Source organism: Cryobacterium flavum, assembly GCF_900103805.1.
In the GTDB taxonomy this organism is placed as follows: Bacteria; Actinomycetota; Actinomycetes; order Actinomycetales; family Microbacteriaceae; genus Cryobacterium; species Cryobacterium flavum.
On sequence record NZ_FNIB01000001.1, the window covers coordinates 222735 to 240586 of the forward strand.

At 61.3% G+C, this 17852-nt stretch carries 17 protein-coding genes and 2 tRNA genes; 13 read left to right on the forward strand and 6 right to left on the reverse strand.

Annotation, left to right across the window (positions count from 1 at the left end; all coding sequences use genetic code 11):
* Nucleotides 1-8 precede the first annotated feature (8 nt).
* The 3 genes from yidD to rpmH are packed head-to-tail and all read right to left on the reverse strand — an operon-like array spanning nt 9 to nt 872.
* On the reverse strand, nt 9-320 hold the full coding sequence (yidD, locus tag BLS91_RS01055; RefSeq protein WP_092338364.1) for a membrane protein insertion efficiency factor YidD: 312 nt from the start codon (nt 318-320) through the stop codon (nt 9-11).
* Complete coding sequence (rnpA, locus tag BLS91_RS01060; RefSeq protein WP_092338366.1) at nt 317-694, reverse strand: ribonuclease P protein component; 378 nt, start codon at nt 692-694, stop codon at nt 317-319. Before rnpA ends, yidD begins: the two co-directional genes overlap by 4 nt.
* Before the next feature lie 40 nt (nt 695-734).
* Nucleotides 735-872, reverse strand: coding sequence for a 50S ribosomal protein L34 (rpmH, locus tag BLS91_RS01065; RefSeq protein WP_010204566.1), 138 nt, complete (start codon nt 870-872; stop codon nt 735-737).
* A 474-nt stretch (nt 873-1346) separates the two neighbouring features.
* Between rpmH and dnaA the strand changes: the two genes are divergently transcribed.
* The 9 genes from dnaA (at nt 1347) to BLS91_RS01110 (ending at nt 11638) form a co-directional block, all read left to right on the forward strand.
* Nucleotides 1347-2765, forward strand: coding sequence for a chromosomal replication initiator protein DnaA (gene dnaA, locus BLS91_RS01070; protein WP_092338368.1), 1419 nt, complete (start codon nt 1347-1349; stop codon nt 2763-2765).
* A gap of 492 nt (nt 2766-3257) precedes the next feature.
* Nucleotides 3258-4415 (forward strand): DNA polymerase III subunit beta, encoded by a 1158-nt coding sequence (gene dnaN / locus BLS91_RS01075; RefSeq protein ID WP_092338370.1) that lies wholly within the window; start codon nt 3258-3260, stop codon nt 4413-4415.
* Between the two features lie 5 nt (nt 4416-4420).
* Complete coding sequence (recF, locus tag BLS91_RS01080; RefSeq protein WP_092338372.1) at nt 4421-5587, forward strand: DNA replication/repair protein RecF; 1167 nt, start codon at nt 4421-4423, stop codon at nt 5585-5587.
* On the forward strand, nt 5580-6119 hold the full coding sequence (locus BLS91_RS01085; protein WP_092338374.1) for a DciA family protein: 540 nt from the start codon (nt 5580-5582) through the stop codon (nt 6117-6119). The genes recF and BLS91_RS01085 overlap by 8 nt, the downstream gene beginning before the upstream one ends.
* Nucleotides 6120-6240: 121 nt before the next feature.
* On the forward strand, nt 6241-8259 hold the full coding sequence (gyrB, locus tag BLS91_RS01090; RefSeq protein WP_092338376.1) for a DNA topoisomerase (ATP-hydrolyzing) subunit B: 2019 nt from the start codon (nt 6241-6243) through the stop codon (nt 8257-8259).
* 67 nt (nt 8260-8326) lie between these two features.
* Nucleotides 8327-10891, forward strand: a complete 2565-nt coding sequence (gyrA, locus tag BLS91_RS01095; RefSeq protein ID WP_233197288.1) for a DNA gyrase subunit A — start codon at nt 8327-8329, stop codon at nt 10889-10891.
* Nucleotides 10884-11288: a DUF3566 domain-containing protein gene (locus tag BLS91_RS01100; protein ID WP_092338380.1), complete on the forward strand. Its 405-nt coding sequence runs from the start codon at nt 10884-10886 to the stop codon at nt 11286-11288. Before gyrA ends, BLS91_RS01100 begins: the two co-directional genes overlap by 8 nt.
* 135 nt (nt 11289-11423) lie before the next feature.
* A tRNA-Ile gene (locus BLS91_RS01105) sits at nt 11424-11497 on the forward strand.
* 68 nt (nt 11498-11565) lie between these two features.
* Nucleotides 11566-11638: transfer RNA gene (locus tag BLS91_RS01110), tRNA-Ala, on the forward strand.
* A gap of 223 nt (nt 11639-11861) precedes the next feature.
* Here BLS91_RS01110 and BLS91_RS01115 read toward each other — a convergent pair.
* The gene (locus BLS91_RS01115) at nt 11862-12389 is read right to left on the reverse strand and encodes a hypothetical protein (RefSeq protein ID WP_092338382.1); all 528 of its coding nucleotides are present in this window, start codon (nt 12387-12389) and stop codon (nt 11862-11864) included.
* 152 nt (nt 12390-12541) lie between these two features.
* Here BLS91_RS01115 and BLS91_RS01120 point away from each other — a divergent pair, with 152 nt between their 5' ends.
* Together BLS91_RS01120 and BLS91_RS01125 are read left to right on the forward strand one after the other, a co-directional pair.
* Nucleotides 12542-13081, forward strand: a complete 540-nt coding sequence (locus BLS91_RS01120) for a peptidylprolyl isomerase (RefSeq protein ID WP_092338384.1) — start codon at nt 12542-12544, stop codon at nt 13079-13081.
* Nucleotides 13082-13101: 20 nt separating this feature from the next.
* Entirely contained in the window at nt 13102-13935 is an 834-nt protein-coding gene (locus BLS91_RS01125; protein WP_092338386.1) for a rhomboid family intramembrane serine protease, read from the forward strand.
* A gap of 152 nt (nt 13936-14087) precedes the next feature.
* Here the strand turns inward: BLS91_RS01125 and BLS91_RS01130 are convergent, their stop codons facing one another.
* Entirely contained in the window at nt 14088-14333 is a 246-nt protein-coding gene (locus tag BLS91_RS01130; protein ID WP_092338388.1) for a cell division protein CrgA, read from the reverse strand.
* Nucleotides 14334-14413: 80 nt separating this feature from the next.
* On the opposite strand from BLS91_RS01130, the gene BLS91_RS01135 reads away from it, so the two are divergent.
* Nucleotides 14414-15232 carry a class E sortase gene (locus tag BLS91_RS01135; protein ID WP_241983066.1) on the forward strand — a complete coding sequence of 273 codons (819 nt, stop codon included), beginning with the start codon at nt 14414-14416 and terminating at the stop codon, nt 15230-15232.
* Between the two features lie 167 nt (nt 15233-15399).
* Nucleotides 15400-16038, forward strand: coding sequence for an anthranilate synthase component II (locus BLS91_RS01140; RefSeq protein ID WP_092338390.1), 639 nt, complete (start codon nt 15400-15402; stop codon nt 16036-16038).
* A gap of 51 nt (nt 16039-16089) precedes the next feature.
* On the opposite strand, the gene pknB is transcribed toward BLS91_RS01140, so the two are convergent.
* Nucleotides 16090-17784, reverse strand: a complete 1695-nt coding sequence (gene pknB / locus BLS91_RS01145; RefSeq protein WP_092338392.1) for a Stk1 family PASTA domain-containing Ser/Thr kinase — start codon at nt 17782-17784, stop codon at nt 16090-16092.
* Nucleotides 17785-17852: the final 68 nt, after the last annotated feature.

A 17852-nucleotide genomic window follows, 5' to 3' on the forward strand; every position in this document is an offset into this window, starting at 1 on the left:
ACTGTGGGTTAGCCCTTTCCGTGGCTAGGTGCGACAACAAAACCGAACTTCGTCACGCGGTAGCGACGTTTGCTCTTGAGCGGTACATCATCAATGCCGCCTTCTGACCACGGATGACAATGGCTCAGTCTGCGCGCAGTGAGAGCCGAACCCCACGCTAGTCCGTGTTCCTGAACGGCTCCCAGTGCGTAGGCCGAACAAGACGGGTAAAACCGGCACACATCTCCATACAGCGGAGAGATTACAGCGCGATATACGCGAAGAATGACGACACCCACATTGCGGGGTATCAGGATGATCGTCCCGCGTATCGAGTTCATCGCCCCGGACTGCCCTTCCGCGCCGGGAGCGGGCGAGCAAGCGAGCGTTGGACTTCTTCGTACAGCGTCTGCCACGCCGCACCTTGCGCCGTCGGCAAAGCGCGGATGACGACATCCGTTCCTGGCGGAACCAGGGAGAGCAGTTCGTACGTAACCGCCTTGAGGCGGCGGCGAACGAGATTGCGCCTCACGGCGTCACCCACATTCCTTGCGACAATGAAGCCGAACCGTACCGGAACGCCGGCGGCACCCGAAGCAACCTCAGCGCTCTTTCGTACATAGAGAACGGTGTGCGCACCAACGATCCGCACACCGCGCCGAACGACGCCTTGATAGTCGCTGCCGCTCGTGATGCGATTTACGTGAGCGAGCACGAGAACCCGGCGACCACAACGAACCTAGGCAGACTCTGGCCTACGCGGAGAGTTCGGTGCGACCCTTGCGACGGCGAGCACCAAGGATGGCGCGGCCCGCACGGGTGCGCATGCGCAGACGGAAGCCGTGCACCTTGGCGCGACGACGGTTGTTCGGCTGGAAGGTTCTCTTGCTCATAGTTCAATCTCCACGTATTTGAATCACCGCTGGCCAAATTCCCCTCGGCCAGAACAGCAGCGCGCACAGAAGTTAGAAGCCCGCGGGATGGGGTCAACTGATTAAAACTACGGCCTCGGCCACGTCTGGTCAAACTCAGGCCCCGAATCGGCCCATTCTCCACAATAATGACTCCAACACAGATACCAACCGGAGAAGCCGATTCACCGCTGAATTCGCCTCGCTGAGCGGGATTGACTACCGTAAAGACAAGTTATCCACAGGTTGGTGGCATCAACCTGAGAATTAGGTCGGTTTTATACACAAGCGGTGGATAACTTTAATGATGAACTCGAACCCAGATTTCGAACCAGGCCCCAAAACGCCCGCAGTGCGGGCCAACTGACGGCGGCTTGCCGGTGTTCAACAGCGGCCCCGCACCCGTCCGCCGCGGTCCAGTAGTGAAACACCCGAAATACACAGATTGTAGGAACAATGGCAGACGTAGAAGCGCCGATAGCTGAAACCTGGCGGTCCGTTCTGACCACGTTGGAATCCGACGCCACGATCACCCCCATGCTCTACGGGTTCCTCAGTCTGGTCGAGCCGAAGGGCATCGCCGCCGGTACCTTCTACCTCGAAGTGCCGAACGAGTTCACGGCCAGCATGCTCAATCAGCGGATGCGGGTTCCCCTGCTGACCGCGATGGGTCAGCTCGACGAAGCCACTGCGGTGTCGACCTTCTATGTGGTCGTCAACCCGGAGCTCGAGCAGGAATCCCTGCGCCCGGTGCAACAGACACTGACCCCACCCGATGTCATCACCCCCGCCCCGCCGCAATCGGTATTCGAAGGTGCCGTTCCGGCGCAGCCGCACGAGACCCGACTCAACCCCAAATACAGTTTCGACAACTTTGTGATCGGCCAGTCCAACCGATTCGCGCACGCGGCTGCCGTGGCCGTGGCCGAAGCTCCGGCGAAGGCCTACAACCCTCTCTTCATCTATGGATCATCGGGGCTCGGCAAAACTCACCTGCTGCACGCGATCGGTCACTACGCCATGAGTCTGTACCCGGGCATCCGCGTACGTTATGTCAGCTCCGAAGAGTTCACCAACGACTTCATTAATTCGATCGCGAACAACCGAGGCTCGGCATTTCAGGCCCGATATCGCAACATCGACATCCTCATGATTGATGACATTCAGTTTCTGCAGAACAAAGCTGAAACCCAGGAAGCCTTTTTTCACACCTTCAACACGCTCCACGACCATAACAAGCAGGTGGTGATCACGAGCGACCTGCCGCCGAAGCATCTGACCGGCTTCGAAGACCGCATGCGCAGTCGATTTGAGTGGGGCCTGATCACGGATGTCCAGGCACCCGACCTCGAAACCCGCATCGCTATTCTGCGCAAGAAGGCCCAGAGCGAGAAGCTGCAGGTTCCCCACGACATTCTCGAGTTCATGGCGTCAAAGGTTTCCTCCAATATTCGCGAGTTGGAAGGAACATTGATTCGGGTCACCGCCTTTGCGAGCCTCAATCGCACGCCGGTGGACATGGACCTGGTGCAGACGGTGTTGAAAGACCTCATCACTCTGGATGAGGACAACGTCATCGCCCCGGTCGACATCATTACGAACACGGCCAACTACTTCAAACTATCCGTCGACGACCTATACGGGTCGAGCCGCTCGCAAGCGATTGCCACTGCTCGCCAAATCGCCATGTACCTGTGTCGTGAGCTCACCAACCTCTCCCTCCCCAAGATCGGTCAGCTTTTCGGTAACCGGGACCACACCACGGTGATGTACGCGAATAAGAAGATCAGCGAACTCATGAAGGAGCGTCGGTCGATCTATAACCAAGTGACCGAGCTCACCAATCGCATCAAGCAGGACCACCGATACAAGTAGGTCCTAGCAGCAAAATACCGACCCCTCGCGGAAGCGAGATCACAGATACAAGTAGGCATGTCCAAAGCAAAATTTCGGCCCCACCGGAAGCTCGTACGAGTTCTGACCCGGAGGGGCCCAAATTTTTTTAGTTTTCACACCTGTGGATAACCCTGTGGAATTAACTCACACAACCGGTCGTCGCCTGTAGAAACTCGAGGCCTGCCTGTAGAAACTTGTAATTACCACGAGTTGCGCTTGCTCAAACGAATGACAAACTTCCACAGCTCGCCCACAACTTACAAGCGTGTAGTTCCCAATGCCTGAGCGGTTTTCACAGAGTTATCCACAGTTTCCACAACGGTTAAGAAGATTAACAAGAATTCTTTAACCTTCATCCAGCCGACAACCTTGAGAGCCAGGGCCCTCAGAGCAGCACGGTACTGAATAGACCTGTGACAACAGCTAGCATTGAGGCCCACCCATCCGCCCGTCGAACGCAAGGAATGTTTCGTGAGATTTCAGGCCAATCGGGATGTCTTCAGCGAAGCAGTTTCCTTCGCGGTCAAACTTCTGCCCCAACGCACGACCCTGCCGATTCTGAGTGGTGTACTCATCGAGGCGACAGCAACGGGCTTGATTCTGTCGTCGTTCGACTACGAGGTCTCTGCCCAGACCGAGATCGTCGCCGAAGTTGAAGAGACCGGAAAAGTTCTCGTCTCCGGCCGGCTCCTCGCCGAAATCGCCAGCCGTCTCCCCAACGCTCCTGTGCGGTTTTCCACGGAAAATTCGCGCATCAAGGTCAGCTGTGGATCGGCCAGCTTCACCCTGCTGTCCATGCCTGTTGAGGAATATCCGAGCATTCCCGTGGTCACCACCCAGTCCGGCCTCGTACCGGCTGAGGAATTTGCTGCGGCTGTCGCTCAGGTTGCCGTCGCTGCCTCGCGGGACGATGTCACCCCAGTCATCACCGGGGTGCAACTCGAGGTCACCGAAAATAGCCTCAGCCTCGTAGCCACCGACCGGTACCGTGTCGCGGTTCGGGAAATCGACTGGGATCCGGGCAGCAACACCGCCCCCAATGAAGCAGGAACAATCACCGCACTCGTGCCGGCCCGTACCCTGCAGGAGGTCGGTAAGACTTTCGGTCACAGCGGAACCATTTCGGTTTCTATCACCAACAGTGACGACCGCGAACTGATCGCGTTCACCGCGAACAAGAAGACCGTCACGTCGCTGCTGATCAAGGGTAATTTTCCTCCCGTTCGTCGCCTGTTCCCGGCCACCGTTGACAACTACGCGGTGATGAACACGGCGGACCTGATCGAAGCCACCCGCCGTGTGCAGCTCGTGTTGGAACGTGAAGCCGCGCTGCGCTTCACTTTCGACGCCTCCGGCGTCACCCTCGAAGCCGTAGGATCCGAGCAGGCCCAGGCTTCGGAAACCATCGATGCCATTCTCTCCGGCACCGAGACCGTCGTCTCACTCAAGCCGCAGTTTCTCCTGGACGGGCTCAGCGCCGTGCACTCCGAATTCGTGCGCATCTCGTTCACGAAAACGGAAAACCCGAATAAGCCCGGGCCGGTATTGATCACCAGCCAGACTTCGCGCGAGCAGGCCGGAGTGGACAGCTACAAATACCTGCTGCAGCCCAACCTGCTCCTGCGCTAACAGCGGTGCGAGTTACTCACCTCTCGCTGACCGACTTTCGCAACTATGCGAACGCCGAGGTTGGTTTCGTTCCGGGCCCGAACCTCATCGTCGGCCGGAACGGCCAGGGCAAAACCAACCTGGTCGAAGCGCTCGGCTTTCTCAGCACGCTCGGATCGCACCGAGTCTCCACCGACAAGGCCATGATTCGCTCCGGGCAGGATGCCGGCATTATTCGGGCCCGACTCGAATACAACGGCCGGGATATCCTCGCCGAAGTGCAGCTGAACCGCTCGGGGCAAAACCGGGCGCAGGTCAACCGGTCAGTCATCAAGACCCGCGATCTGCCCCGCTATTTTTCGAGTGTGGTGTTTGCTCCGGAAGACCTGGCCCTGGTGCGTGGCGACCCTTCGGGGCGTCGTAAGTTTCTCGATCAGCTGTTGGTGCTGCGCAGCCCGCGGCTGGCCGCAGTGCTCAGTGATTACGACCGGGTGCTCAAACAACGCAATACCCTGCTCAAGTCGGCCCGGGCCTCGGGAGTGCGCGGCAACCAACTCTCCACACTCGATATCTGGGACGAACGGCTGGTGGAGTTCGGCTCGGAAATCATCGACGAGCGCGCCAAACTCGTGCAACAGCTTGGTGAACCGTTGCGGGCGGCCTATCGTGCTGTCGTGAATGAAGATCATGGTCCGGCGTTGGTGGCGAGCCTCAGCATCCTGGGCGCCGACGAAGATGCCGATCTCGGCGTTCTCCCGGCCAGCGTCCCGCAATCTGCGGCTTCGGTGGAGTCGTCTACCAATGATATCTTTCGAACGGCGCTGGTCGGACTGCGAAAACGCGAATTGGAGCGGGGTATCACCCTTGCCGGACCCCACCGCGACGATCTGGTCTTCATGCTCAATGCCTTGCCGGCCAAGGGTTACGCCAGCCACGGGGAGTCGTGGTCGTTCGCACTGTCCTTGAAACTCGCATCCGCTCAGCTGTTGCGGCAGGAGTCAGCCAGCGGTGATCCGGTCCTGATTCTCGATGACGTCTTTGCCGAGCTCGACCTGCAGCGTCGGGCCCGGTTGGCCGCTGCGATCGGGTCGTTCGAACAGGTTTTGATTACCGCCGCGGTACTCGAGGATGTTCCGCCCGCCCTCGTTGCGCACACTATTCACATTCATGCCGGAGCGGTCATCGATGGCTGAAGAAAATGTTCCACGTGAAACAACTGAGACCGTCGATTCGGTGGAATCGGGTACCAGTGAAGCAGCGCAGGTCTATCTGCGCTTCAAGAGTGTTTTCGGTGATCCCAACGCCAGACGCTCACGCGGCCGTAAGCGAATTGCGCCGGTAGTCGGCTCGAGTGTTCCCTTCGGGATCGGCCGCGACCCGCGAGGTCTGGGTGACACGATCAATTCGTTGACCATGCAGTTGGGCTGGAATTCACCGCTGGCCCAGTCCGAACTTCTGGCGTCCTGGACCGAGCTGGCCGGTGAAGAAACCGCCAACCATTCGACCCCGGCCGGTATCGATGACGGTGTGCTCACGGTGCACTGTGAATCCACGGCCTGGGCCACCCAATTGCGCCTGATGCGCAATGTGATCATGGAGCACATTGCGCATCGATACCCAGACGCGGGCATTCAATCAATTCGTTTCCAAGGGCCCAACGCTCCGTCCTGGAAAAAGGGTCCCAGATCAATTCCAGGGCGTGGTCCGCGCGATACCTACGGGTAACCCAACAATTAAGGTCACCCCCTTGAACAAAACGCGTCAAACGGCGATTATGGCCGGTTCGTCTCCCCCCGTTTGGTAGACTGAATGGTCGCCCGTGCGATGGTCAGGAGCCTAATTTCAGATGACAGTTGAACCGACGCCCGAACGCACGTCCCCAGATATATCCCCAGCCGTGGCGGAACGGGAGCCGGAGCACGAATACGGTGCCGATGATATCCAGGTGCTCGAAGGCCTGGAAGCCGTTCGCAAGCGACCCGGAATGTACATCGGATCCACCGGACCGCGCGGACTGCACCACCTGGTCTATGAGATCGTCGACAACTCCGTCGATGAGGCTCTCGCCGGACACTGCGACACCATTGACATTCGCATTCTCGCCGACGGCGCGATCCGCGTCGAAGACAACGGCCGTGGAATTCCGGTCGATATTCACAAGGCAGAGGGTCGGTCGACCGTTGAGGTCGTGCTGACCGTGCTGCACGCCGGCGGCAAGTTCGGTGGAGGCGGCTACTCCGTCTCCGGTGGCCTGCACGGCGTCGGAAGCTCCGTCGTCAACGCCCTGTCGAGCCGCCTCGAAGTCGAGGTTCGTCGCCAGGGGTTTATCTGGCGCCAGAGTTTCGCCAACGGTGTTCCGAATGCTCCCCTCGAGCAGGGCGAGGCCAACGACGAAACCGGCACGACCATCACCTTCTGGCCGAGTGCGGAAACCTTCGAGACGATCGAGTTCGACTATGAAACCCTGCGCGCACGGTTTCAGCAGATGGGCTTTCTCAATAAGGGACTGCGCCTCACCCTCACTGACGAGCGTGAAGCCCACCGCACCGACGACGGCAAAGTCGTCAGCAACACCTTCAAATATGACCAGGGTCTCGTCGACTACGTCGAGTACTTGAACCGTGCCAAGAAGGCCGACCTGGTCAACGACGAGATCATCTCGTTCGAGTGGGAAGATCACGAGCGCAAGATGGCCCTCGAAGTGGCCATGCAGTGGACCACGGCGTACACCGAGAGTGTGCATACCTACGCGAACACCATCAACACCCACGAGGGTGGCACGCACGAAGAGGGGTTCCGCGCCGCGCTGACCACGCTCGTGAACAAGTACGCCCGGGAGAAAGGCATCCTGAAAGAGAAGGATGACAACCTCACCGGCGATGACGTGCGTGAGGGACTGACCGCGGTCGTATCGATCAAGCTCGCCGAACCGCAGTTCGAGGGCCAGACCAAGACCAAACTCGGCAACACCGAGGCGAAGTCGTTCGTGCAGAAGGTCGCCAACGACCAGCTCACCGACTGGTTCAACCGCAACCCGAACCCGGCACGCGAGATCATCCGCAAATCCCTGCAGGCCTCGAACGCCCGCATGGCAGCCCGCAAGGCCCGTGAAACCGCGCGCCGCAAGGGACTGCTCGAGGGTGGCGGTATGCCGGGCAAGCTCAAGGACTGCCAGAGCAAAGACCCATCGATTTCTGAGATTTTCATTGTGGAGGGCGACTCGGCTGGCGGTTCAGCCGTGCAGGGCCGTAACCCAGAAACGCAGGCGATTCTGCCGCTGCGCGGCAAGATCCTCAACGTGGAGAAGGCCCGACTCGACCGTGCCCTCGGCAACAACGAGGTGCAGGCCATGATCACCGCGTTCGGCGCTGGCATCGGTGAAGAGTTCAACCCAGACAAGGTTCGTTACCACAAGATTGTTTTGATGGCCGACGCCGACGTCGATGGGCAGCACATCACCACCCTGCTGCTGACCCTGCTGTTCCGCTACATGCGCCCGTTGATCGATCTCGGCTACGTGTACCTGGCCCAGCCGCCGCTGTACCGGCTCAAGTGGAGCAACTCGCCGCACCAGTACGTGTACTCCGACGTCGAGCGCGACGCACTCCTCGCCGACGGTGCCGCGGCCGGCAAGCGCATCCCGAAGGACAACGGAATCCAGCGGTACAAGGGCCTCGGCGAGATGGACTACAAGGAGCTGTGGGAAACCACCATGGCCCCCGAATCCCGTACCCTGCTGCAGGTCACCCTGGACGACGCGGCATCCGCCGACGAAATCTTCTCCACCCTGATGGGTGAAGACGTCGAATCACGACGCAACTTCATCCAGAAAAACGCGAAGGACGTGCGTTTCCTTGACATCTGACGACACCACGGGCCAGCCCGACGCCGAAGAGACGGCGGCAACCGCGGCCGCTAAGGCCGCCCACCTCGTGCAGCACGGCAAGATCGACCAGGTCGACCTGCAGCTGGAAATGCAGCGCTCCTACCTCGACTACGCGATGAGCGTCATCGTCGGGCGCGCACTTCCCGACGTGCGTGACGGCATGAAGCCGGTTCACCGCCGTGTGATCTACGCCATGTTCGACGGCGGCTACCGGCCCGACAAGGCGTTCTCCAAGTGCGCCCGCGTCGTCGGCGACGTGATGGGCCAGTTCCACCCGCACGGTGACTCTTCCATTTATGACGCCCTGGTGCGCCTCGTTCAGCCGTGGAGCCTGCGGTATCCGCTCGCCCTGGGCCAGGGAAACTTTGGTTCCCCCGGCAACGATGGTGCCGCTGCCCCGCGATACACCGAAACGAAGATGGCCCCGCTCGCCCTCGAGATGGTGCGCGACATCGACGAAGACACCGTCGATTTTCAAGACAACTACGACGGCCGCACGCTCGAGCCGACCGTGTTGCCGGCCCGTTTTCCGAACCTGCTGGTCAACGGTTCGGTGGGTATCGCCGTCGGTATGGCCACCAACATTCCCCCGCACAACCTGCGCGAGGTTGCTGCTGGTGCCCAGTGGTACCTCGACAACCCCGACGCCGGCCGCGAAGAACTGCTCGAAGCGCTAATTGCGCGCATCAAGGGCCCCGACTTTCCCACCGGCGCGCAGATCCTCGGCGTCAAGGGAATTCAGGATGCCTACCGCACCGGTCGCGGCTCGATCACGATGCGGGCCGTGGTGAGCATCGAAGAGATTCAGGGGCGCACCTGCCTGGTGATCACCGAGCTGCCCTACCAGGTGAACCCGGACAACCTGGCGATCAAGATCGCCGACCTGGTCAAGGACGCCAAGATCACCGGCATCGCGGACATTCGCGATGAGACTAGTGGTCGCACCGGCCAGCGCCTCGTGATCGTGCTCAAGCGCGATGCCGTTGCCAAGGTAGTTCTGAACAACCTGTACAAGCACACCCAGCTGCAGGAGAACTTCGGCGCCAACATGCTCGCCATCGTCGACGGCGTGCCGCGCACCCTCTCCCTCGATGGCTTCATCTCGGCCTGGGTTGCGCACCAGATCGAGGTCATCGTTCGGCGCACCCAGTTCCGCCTGAATAAGGCGGAAGCGGATGCCCACATCCTGCGCGGCTACCTCAAGGCGCTGGACGCACTCGACGAGGTGATCGCGCTTATCCGTCGGTCCAACACTGTCGACGACGCCCGCGAAGGCCTGATGGCCCTGCTCGACGTGGACAAGCTGCAGGCCGACGCGATTCTCACCATGCAGCTGCGCCGTCTCGCCGCTCTGGAACGTCAGAAGATCATCGACCAGGCCGCCGAACTCGAACTGCAGATCGCTGAGTTCAAGTCGATCCTGGCCAGCCCCGAGCGCCAGCGCACGATCATCAGCGAAGAACTCGCCGAGATCACCGCCAAGTTCGGCGACGACCGCCGCACCGAGATCATGTTCGGTTTCGACGGCGACATGTCGATCGAAGACCTCATTCCCGAAGAGGAGATGGTGGTCACCGTCACCCGCGGCGGCTACATCAAGCGCACCCGCAGCGACAACTACCGCAACCAGCACCGTGGTGGCAAGGGTGTCAAGGGTGCCCAGCTGCGCGCCGACGACGTGGTCGAACACTTCTTCGTCACCACGACGCATCACTGGCTGCTGTTCTTCACCAACACCGGCCGGGTCTATCGGGCCAAGGCCTATGAGGCGCAGGAATCGGGACGGGACGCCAAGGGCCAGCACGTCGCCAACCTGCTCGCCCTGCAGCCGGGTGAAGAAATCGCGCAGATCCTCGACATTCGCGACTACGAGGTGGCCCAGTATCTGACCCTCGCCACCCGCGACGGCCTGATCAAAAAGACCGCGCTCAGTGAGTACGACACCAACCGCACCGGCGGCATTATTGCGATCAAGCTACGTGAGGGCGACGAGCTCGTCTCCGCGCTGCTGGTCGAAGATGATTCCGACCTGCTGCTGGTCTCTCGCAAGGGCATGTCGATTCGCTTCACCGCCACCGATGAGGCGCTGCGCCCGATGGGCCGCAGCACGTCGGGCGTGATCGGAATGCACTTTCGCGGCGAGGACACCCTGCTGGACGCATCCGTTATCAATGACGACGGCTACGTCTTCGTGGTGACCGAGGGCGGTTACGCCAAGCGCACCGCCGCTGACCAGTACCGCCTGCAGAATCGTGGGGGCCTCGGCATCAAGGTGGCCAAGCTCAACGACGACCGCGGTGATCTGGTTGGCTCGTTGATTGTGAACCCCGAGGACGAGGTCCTTGTGGTTCTTGCCAGCGGCAAGGTGGTACGCTCGTTCGTCGCCGAGGTTCCAGCCAAGGGCCGGGACACGATGGGCGTTGTGTTCGCGAAATTCGCGGATGAAGATCGAATCATTTCCATCGCGAAAAACATCGAACGTAATCTGGTCGCCACGGACGAAGAGGGCGCAGCGGATGCCGATGCCACGGCTGGTACCGTCGACACCAGTGCTGCAGAGGGCACTGCTCCGAACGCGGATTCAGGGAAAGTAGAGACACCGAATGAGTAGCGTCGCCGAAAAGCTCGCCAAGAAATCCACTCGCAAGACCGCGAGCAAGCAGGTTCGCCTCAAACTGGTCTACGTCGACTTCTGGTCGAGCGTGAAGCTGTCATTCCTGGTGGCGGTCTGCCTGGCTATCGTCACGATCGTGGCCACCTTCTTCACCTACACCGTGCTGGTGCAGACCGAGGTGCTGACCAAGGTGGACGAGCTGTACGCGACCGTCGCGGGAGAATCGGCCGACCTGGCCGCCATCCTTTCCATCGGCAACGTCATGGGCTTCGCGGTCGTCGTGGCGGTTCTGAACATGGTTGTGATCACCGCCCTCGGTGCCATCTACGCGGTGCTCTACAACCTGAGCGTTAAAATAACCGGCGGCTTGCTCGTCGGCTTCACGAATAACTAGTTTTTCCGCACGATCGAGGGCTGTTTCTCCCCAAAAAAAGCCCTCGCAGCCCGATTTGGGTAATTCTTCCGCCTGGAAGGGTGGCTCGATTTCAGGTTCCGGCCAGATTCCGGTAGTCTCTAATCTGCCCAAGAGGGGGATATAGCTCAGTTGGTTAGAGCGCTTCACTGATAATGAAGAGGTCCCAGGTTCAAATCCCGGTATCCCCACGCAGCACCAGATTCACCACTTCTCACCCGCTTCTGCTGGCTTATCCATCCGTGCCGGTCGGGTAATTGGGGCCATAGCTCAATTGGTAGAGCGCCTGCTTTGCAAGCAGGAGGTCCGGGGTTCGATTCCCCGTGGCTCCACACGCAGGTGAAGGGCCCGTCTTCGGACGGGCCCTTCTTTTTTGCCCGAGCGTGATGTCTTAGCTCGCGAATCTGTTGCCTGCGTGATCGGCCGGCGCCGGGCATCCGCTGGGATGTCGTGTGTACGGCTCCCAGCAGGGCCGTGTCGGCCGCAGCCGCCCTTAACGCGGCCGGGCCCGCATCCGGTGGATGCGGGCCCTGCACGAGCGGACGAGCGTCTGCTCTAGTCTTCCTGCCTAGCGGCTGGTTCAACCTCGTCGTCGGCGACCCAGAGCTCGTCGTCGGCACGGAAGGTCTGCCAGACGGCGTAGGCGACGCCTACGGCGGCGACCACGGCCAGGCCGAGGGCGAAGTAGGTTCCGGCTCCGGGGCCCTTGGGTTCGACCACAACCGGCTTCTGCAGGCGGAGGCGACCTAATGCAGCGCGCACTCGGGCGTCGCGGGCGACGTCACCGACGGACATGACCGTGCCGATGGCGGTACCGATTCCGGGGAGAACGTCGTTGACGACGCGCCGGCGCACGCCGTCGGCGGCTTCCTGGGTGGCGTTCACGCTCGGGCGAACGTAGTGGTCATAGCTCTCGCGTACGCGCGGAGCTACTTCTTCGCGAGCAAGAATACCGGCCTGGTGACCGGCCTGACGAGCGAGAACGTTTGCTCGCTCCAGTACTTCTTGCTGGTGGCTCCATAGTTCGTCTGCGCTTTTGCGCAGCCGAGTGAGTTCCTTGCGGCGCTTGCGTGACAGGCTCATCTGGACCCTCCATCGATGTCGTGTGGCGAATGTGTATCTATCTTGCCACTGAGTGCCCATCTTGCCACTCAATCGCGGAGTTGCCAGCGAATGCACTGGGAGCGCACGGCGGCAATCAGATTCGGTCGAGGTAGCTGTGCAAGAATCGGGGTATGTCTAAGCACACTGCTGTCGCCACCCTGAACACCACCCTCGGACCGATCAAGGTCAACCTCTTCGGCAATCACGCGCCGAAGACGGTCAAGAACTTCGTCGGCCTCGCGACCGGCGAACTCGAGTGGAAGCACCCCGCCACCGGCGTCGCCTCCACCACGCCGCTCTACGACGGCACGATCTTTCACCGCATCATCAAAGACTTCATGATTCAGGCCGGCGACCCGCTCGGCCAGGGCACCGGTGGCCCCGGCTACCAGTTCGATGACGAAATCAGCCCCGACCTCGACTTCACCCAGCCGTACGTGCTCGCCATGGCCAACGCGGGAATCCAGGGCGGCCACGGCACGAACGGGTCACAGTTCTTCATCACCGTCGTTCCGACCACCTGGCTGCAGGGCAAGCACACCATCTTTGGTGCCGTTGAAGACGAAGACAGCCGCGCGATCGTCGCCAAGCTTGCCACGGTCGCTACCGACGGTCGGGACCGGCCCCTCGAAGACGTCAAGATTCTGACCGTCTCCGTCGAGAACGTCTAACCAGTACCTCTGCACAGAAAATGAGTGATCTGCCGGCCTCGGCGGCGAATTTTTGTTACCGCCATCCGGGGCGGCAGAGCTTCATTCTGTGCCAGCGTTGCGGCCGCACCATCTGCGCCGAATGCCAAACCCAGGCCGCTGTCGGGGTCATCTGCCCCGAGTGCATGAAGGAACAGCGCAAGAACGCACCCCGCACCAAACCGGCGGTGCTCACCCGACTGACCGCCGGGAAGCCTGCCGTGACGTATTCCATAATTGGAATAACGCTCGTCGTGTACCTTCTGCAGTTCGTTTTCGGCAATCAGATCACCAACCTGCTGATCTACGCAGGCTTCTTCTCCCAGCCCGGCAGTTTTGAACCCTGGCGCATGCTCACCACCGCCCTCGCACACGGCTCTATCTTCCACGTGCTGCTGAATATGTACACGCTGTGGATCTTCGGGCAGCTCCTGGAACCTCTGCTCGGCCGGGGCCGCTACTTGGCGCTGTATCTGCTGAGTGCGCTGGCCGGTTCACTCGGGGTGCTGTTTTTGGCGGATCCCTTCACTCCCGTGGTGGGGGCATCCGGTGCGATCTTCGGCCTGATGGGCGCGTTCCTGGTGATTCAACGCCGACTCGGCGGCAATGCCACCCAGTTGCTCGTGCTGGTCGGTATCAACCTCGTGATCGGGTTCATTCCAGGCCTGAATATTGCCTGGCAGGCGCACGTCGGCGGAATCATCGGCGGTGCGGTGCTCGGCCTCATCTTCGTGCAGACCCGGCGCATCCGTCAGAAGCCCCTGCAGGTGGGGCTGATCGGCGCGTTCGCCGCCCTGTTGGTGCTGCTGAGCTTCGCGCGCTTCTTCGTGAGTTAACCGACCGAGCGCTGCGCGAGGGCGAGTTATCCACAGGTCTATCCACATGGGGATAATTACACCCGTGTCATTACCCTTGTTATTACGCCGTGGTGACGCAGCGGTAACGGATCAACGTTCATTGGCCGAACAGTTGGTGCAGGGTCGCCGGACTAACGCCAGCGCGTGGTCATCAGGAAGCCGATGAAGGCGATCCCGAAGCCGACCAGAATGTTCATGGCGCCAAGCCCCGCAATGGGAAGCTGGCTGCCGCTGACGTAGAACACGATGATCCAGGCCAGGCCGAGGAGCATGAAACCGAACATGACCGGCTTGAACCAGACGGCATTGGGCGCGTCCTCGTTCGAGCGGGCAACGTCGGTGCGGGCGGGCCGGGTGCGGGGATTCTTACGTGCCATTCTGCGATCCTAGCGTCTTCGCCTGTTTGAGTGGATTTGACGCGAGGTCTGGTACACGTTCAGGTCGGTAGACTCGCAGTATGTGTCCCCAGGCCGACGATCCCACCGAGATCGTCACCAAGCGCCCGCGCCGGGCGAAGTCAGGCAAAATTAGCGTGCTCGGCTTGCTCGGCGAACTGCTCATCACTGCGGGCGCACTCGTGTTGCTGTTTTTGGGCTGGCAGCTTTGGTGGAATGACATGATCATGGCCAACTCGCAGTCCGATGCTGCCAGTCAGATCAGCCAGGACTGGATCCAACAGGACACGTCGACGCCCGAACCGGTGCCAACGACTGACCCGGCAGAACCGAGTGCAGAACCTGCACCGGTTGACTACGGAGCACCAATGGTGGCTACCGCTCCGGCCAATGCCCAGGCATTCGCCGTGTTGTATGTGCCACGGTTCGGCGCTGACTATCACCGCACCATTGCTGAGGGCACTGGCCACGACGTTCTAAACAGCAACCGCCTGGGAATCGGGCACTACGACGGCACTCAGATGCCCGGTGGGGTGGGTAATTTCGCCATCGCCGCCCACCGCAGCGCCTTCGGCGGCGGCATGCATTTGATCAACGAACTTCAGCTCGGTGACGCCATCTATGTGCAGACCGCCGACGGCTATTACACCTACCGGTATCGCGATACCGAGTACGTGGCGCCCTCTCAGGTGCAGGTGCTGGCATCCGTTCCGAATAATCCCGACGCCACTGCTGTCGACCGGATCATCACCCTGACCAGCTGTAATCCGTTGTATTCCACCGCGGAACGCATCATCGCCTACGGCGTGTTCGAGTCGTGGCAGCCGATTTCGGCCGGCGCACCGGCCGAACTCGCACCGATCATCGCAGCCCAGGGCTAGGAGGCTCCCATCTACGCAGCACTGTGGCGCATTCTTCCCGGGCCAATCTGGGTGCGCATCATTTTGGTTCTGATCCTGTTACTGGCGGTACTCGCCGTGCTGGCCACCTGGGTGTATCCCTGGATCGACGGCATTCTCAACAACCAGGAAGCGACGGTGGGCGGCCCATGACCCGTATTCTCGTGATCGACAACTACGACAGCTTTGTGTACACCCTCAATGGGTACCTCATGGAGCTCGGCGCTGAGACCGATGTCGTGCGCAACGACTCTTTTGACAAAGCGGATGCCGCCTCCCGCATTTCCGACTACGACGGCGTTCTGATCTCACCTGGTCCGGGCAAGCCGTCAGATGCTGGTGTGTCCATTGCCGTGGTCGAGGCGGCACTCGAGGCCGAACTTCCGCTTTTTGGCGTGTGCCTCGGGCACCAGGCCATCGCTGAGGCCTTCGGAGCTACGGTGACCAACGCTGAAGAGCTCATGCACGGCAAGACGTCGCTCATCACGCACGACGGCAGCGACTTCTATGAGGGTGTGCCCCAGCCGTTCACGGCCACCCGGTACCACTCGCTCGCCGTCGTCGCGTCGACCGTTCCGAGCGACCTCGTGGTGACGTCACGCACGCAGGGCGGCGTCATCATGGGGCTACGCCACGCATCCGCTCCCATTCTCGGTGTGCAATTTCACCCGGAATCGGTGCTGACCGAGGGCGGATACCGCATGCTCGGCAACTGGCTGGCCCTGACCGGCCTCGCGGGCGCCCAGGAGACCGCAAAGTCCCTGCATCCCCTGCTGCGCCTCACCTGACGTCTCCTTCTGCACGGGGCCCAGGCCCCGTCCAGCAGGAGCGGGAGGGGGCTAGGAGCCGGAGCAATAGGTGAGCGTGATGTCCGAGCGCTGGGGGACATCGCCCGGCGCCAGGGACTGCGCCTTGATCGGGGAACCGGACTCTTGGGCGCAGGTGGGATCGGGCTTGGAGACGGGCGCGAGGCCATTGCTGCTGACCAGATCGATCGCGGCGACGAGTGACTGACCGGTGAGATCCGTCAACGTGACCAGTCCGCTCGACACGATGTAGTTGATCGTGTCCCCGGCGAATTGCGCGGATGCCGCTGCCGGGTCGGTGCGCAGGACGACGTCGGTGGCCACGGTCGGCGAGTTCTCAGCGGTGACCGACCCGGAGACGAAACCGAGCGCTTCGATCGCGGCCTGGGCATCCGTTATCGTCTGGTTGGTGACATCGGGGACGACGACGGGCACCGGACCGGTCGAAACGAAGACCTTGATCACGTCGGACGGGTTGACGATGGTGCCGGCTGGCGGGTCTGTGCGAATGACCTGATCGGCGGGTACCGTGGTGCTCGACTCTTCGGCACGGGTGGCCGCGAGATCCAGGTCGAGGAGGGTGTTCTGGGCATCATCGTAGGTCTCGCCGGTGAGCGAGGGCACCTCGCGTGAGCTGTCGGGCAGTTCCACCGAGGGTTGCAGATTCGCCACCCAGATCATGACAGCCACGACAATAACGACGACGCAGACGATTCCGGCCCAGACCCAGATCACGGGAGGGCGACGCTGCGTGCGCACCATGGTCTGGTCTTCGGAGAGCTGTTTGAGGGCCAGGGCCGAGCCGGTGATGGCGGTGGGTGCTGCGCCGAACAGTCCGGCGCCGACCTCTTCGCCGGCATGATGGATGGGGATCTGGCCGGACCCGGCGGTCTCGACATCGTTGCGGAACTCGACGGCGCTCTGGTAGCGAGCAAAACGGTCCTTGGCCAGGGCGTGCAGCACGACCGAATCGAGGGCCGGAGACACGCGGGGGTTGATCGCGGACGGCTTGACCGGCGTCTCACTGACGTGCTGGTAGGCGACGGCCACGGGCGTATCACCGCGGAACGGCGGGCGGCCGGTGAGCATTTCGAACAGCACCACACCGGTCGAGTACAGGTCGGTGCGTGCATCGACGGACTCGCCCTTGGCCTGCTCGGGGGAGAAATAGGCGGCGGTTCCGAGGATCGCGGTGGTTTGGGCCACGGTCGTGGCGGAGTCGGAGATAGCTCGGGCGATACCGAAGTCCATCACCTTCACCTGGCCGGACTTGGTGATCATGATGTTGCCCGGCTTGATGTCGCGGTGTACGACTCCAGCCCGGTGTGAGTACTCTAGGGCGGTCAGTACCCCGTCGATGATGCGCACGGCCTCGATGGAATCGATCGGACCTTCCCCAATGATGTCCTTGAGCAGCCGACCGTCGACGTGTTCCATGACGATGAACGGAATCTGCGAGTCGTGGCCGGACTCATCGGTGACGGTCTCTTCGCCGGCGTCGAACACGCGCACGATCGTCGGGTGAGCCATGCGGGCTGCGGCCTGGGCCTCCTGACGGAAGCGGGTGCGAAAGGCCGGGTCAGCCGCAAGGGTCGACTTCAGCAGCTTGATCGCCACCGTGCGGCCGAGCCGGGAATCGGTGCCGATGTGCACGTCGGACATACCGCCACGGCCGAGCAGGGCGCCGACGCGATAGCGACCCGCGATCAAACGACCAGAGTCAGGCACTACAGCACTCCCCACAATCAGACACTGTATTCGGGACGGACACAGTGAGCGCTACTTTACCGCACGGC

Coding starts and splice junctions, on each gene's coding strand:
- yidD (WP_092338364.1), bottom strand. CDS start 320: ATGAACTCGATACGCGGGACGATCATCCTGATACCCCGCAATGTGGGT.
- BLS91_RS01140 (WP_092338390.1), top strand. CDS start 15,400: ATGACCCGTATTCTCGTGATCGACAACTACGACAGCTTTGTGTACACC.
- BLS91_RS01100 (WP_092338380.1), top strand. CDS start 10,884: ATGAGTAGCGTCGCCGAAAAGCTCGCCAAGAAATCCACTCGCAAGACC.
- BLS91_RS01125 (WP_092338386.1), top strand. CDS start 13,102: ATGAGTGATCTGCCGGCCTCGGCGGCGAATTTTTGTTACCGCCATCCG.
- BLS91_RS01130 (WP_092338388.1), bottom strand. CDS start 14,333: ATGGCACGTAAGAATCCCCGCACCCGGCCCGCCCGCACCGACGTTGCC.
- rpmH (WP_010204566.1), bottom strand. CDS start 872: ATGAGCAAGAGAACCTTCCAGCCGAACAACCGTCGTCGCGCCAAGGTG.
- BLS91_RS01085 (WP_092338374.1), top strand. CDS start 5,580: ATGGCTGAAGAAAATGTTCCACGTGAAACAACTGAGACCGTCGATTCG.
- BLS91_RS01120 (WP_092338384.1), top strand. CDS start 12,542: ATGTCTAAGCACACTGCTGTCGCCACCCTGAACACCACCCTCGGACCG.
- BLS91_RS01115 (WP_092338382.1), bottom strand. CDS start 12,389: ATGAGCCTGTCACGCAAGCGCCGCAAGGAACTCACTCGGCTGCGCAAA.
- gyrB (WP_092338376.1), top strand. CDS start 6,241: ATGACAGTTGAACCGACGCCCGAACGCACGTCCCCAGATATATCCCCA.
- BLS91_RS01135 (WP_241983066.1), top strand. CDS start 14,414: ATGTGTCCCCAGGCCGACGATCCCACCGAGATCGTCACCAAGCGCCCG.
- dnaA (WP_092338368.1), top strand. CDS start 1,347: ATGGCAGACGTAGAAGCGCCGATAGCTGAAACCTGGCGGTCCGTTCTG.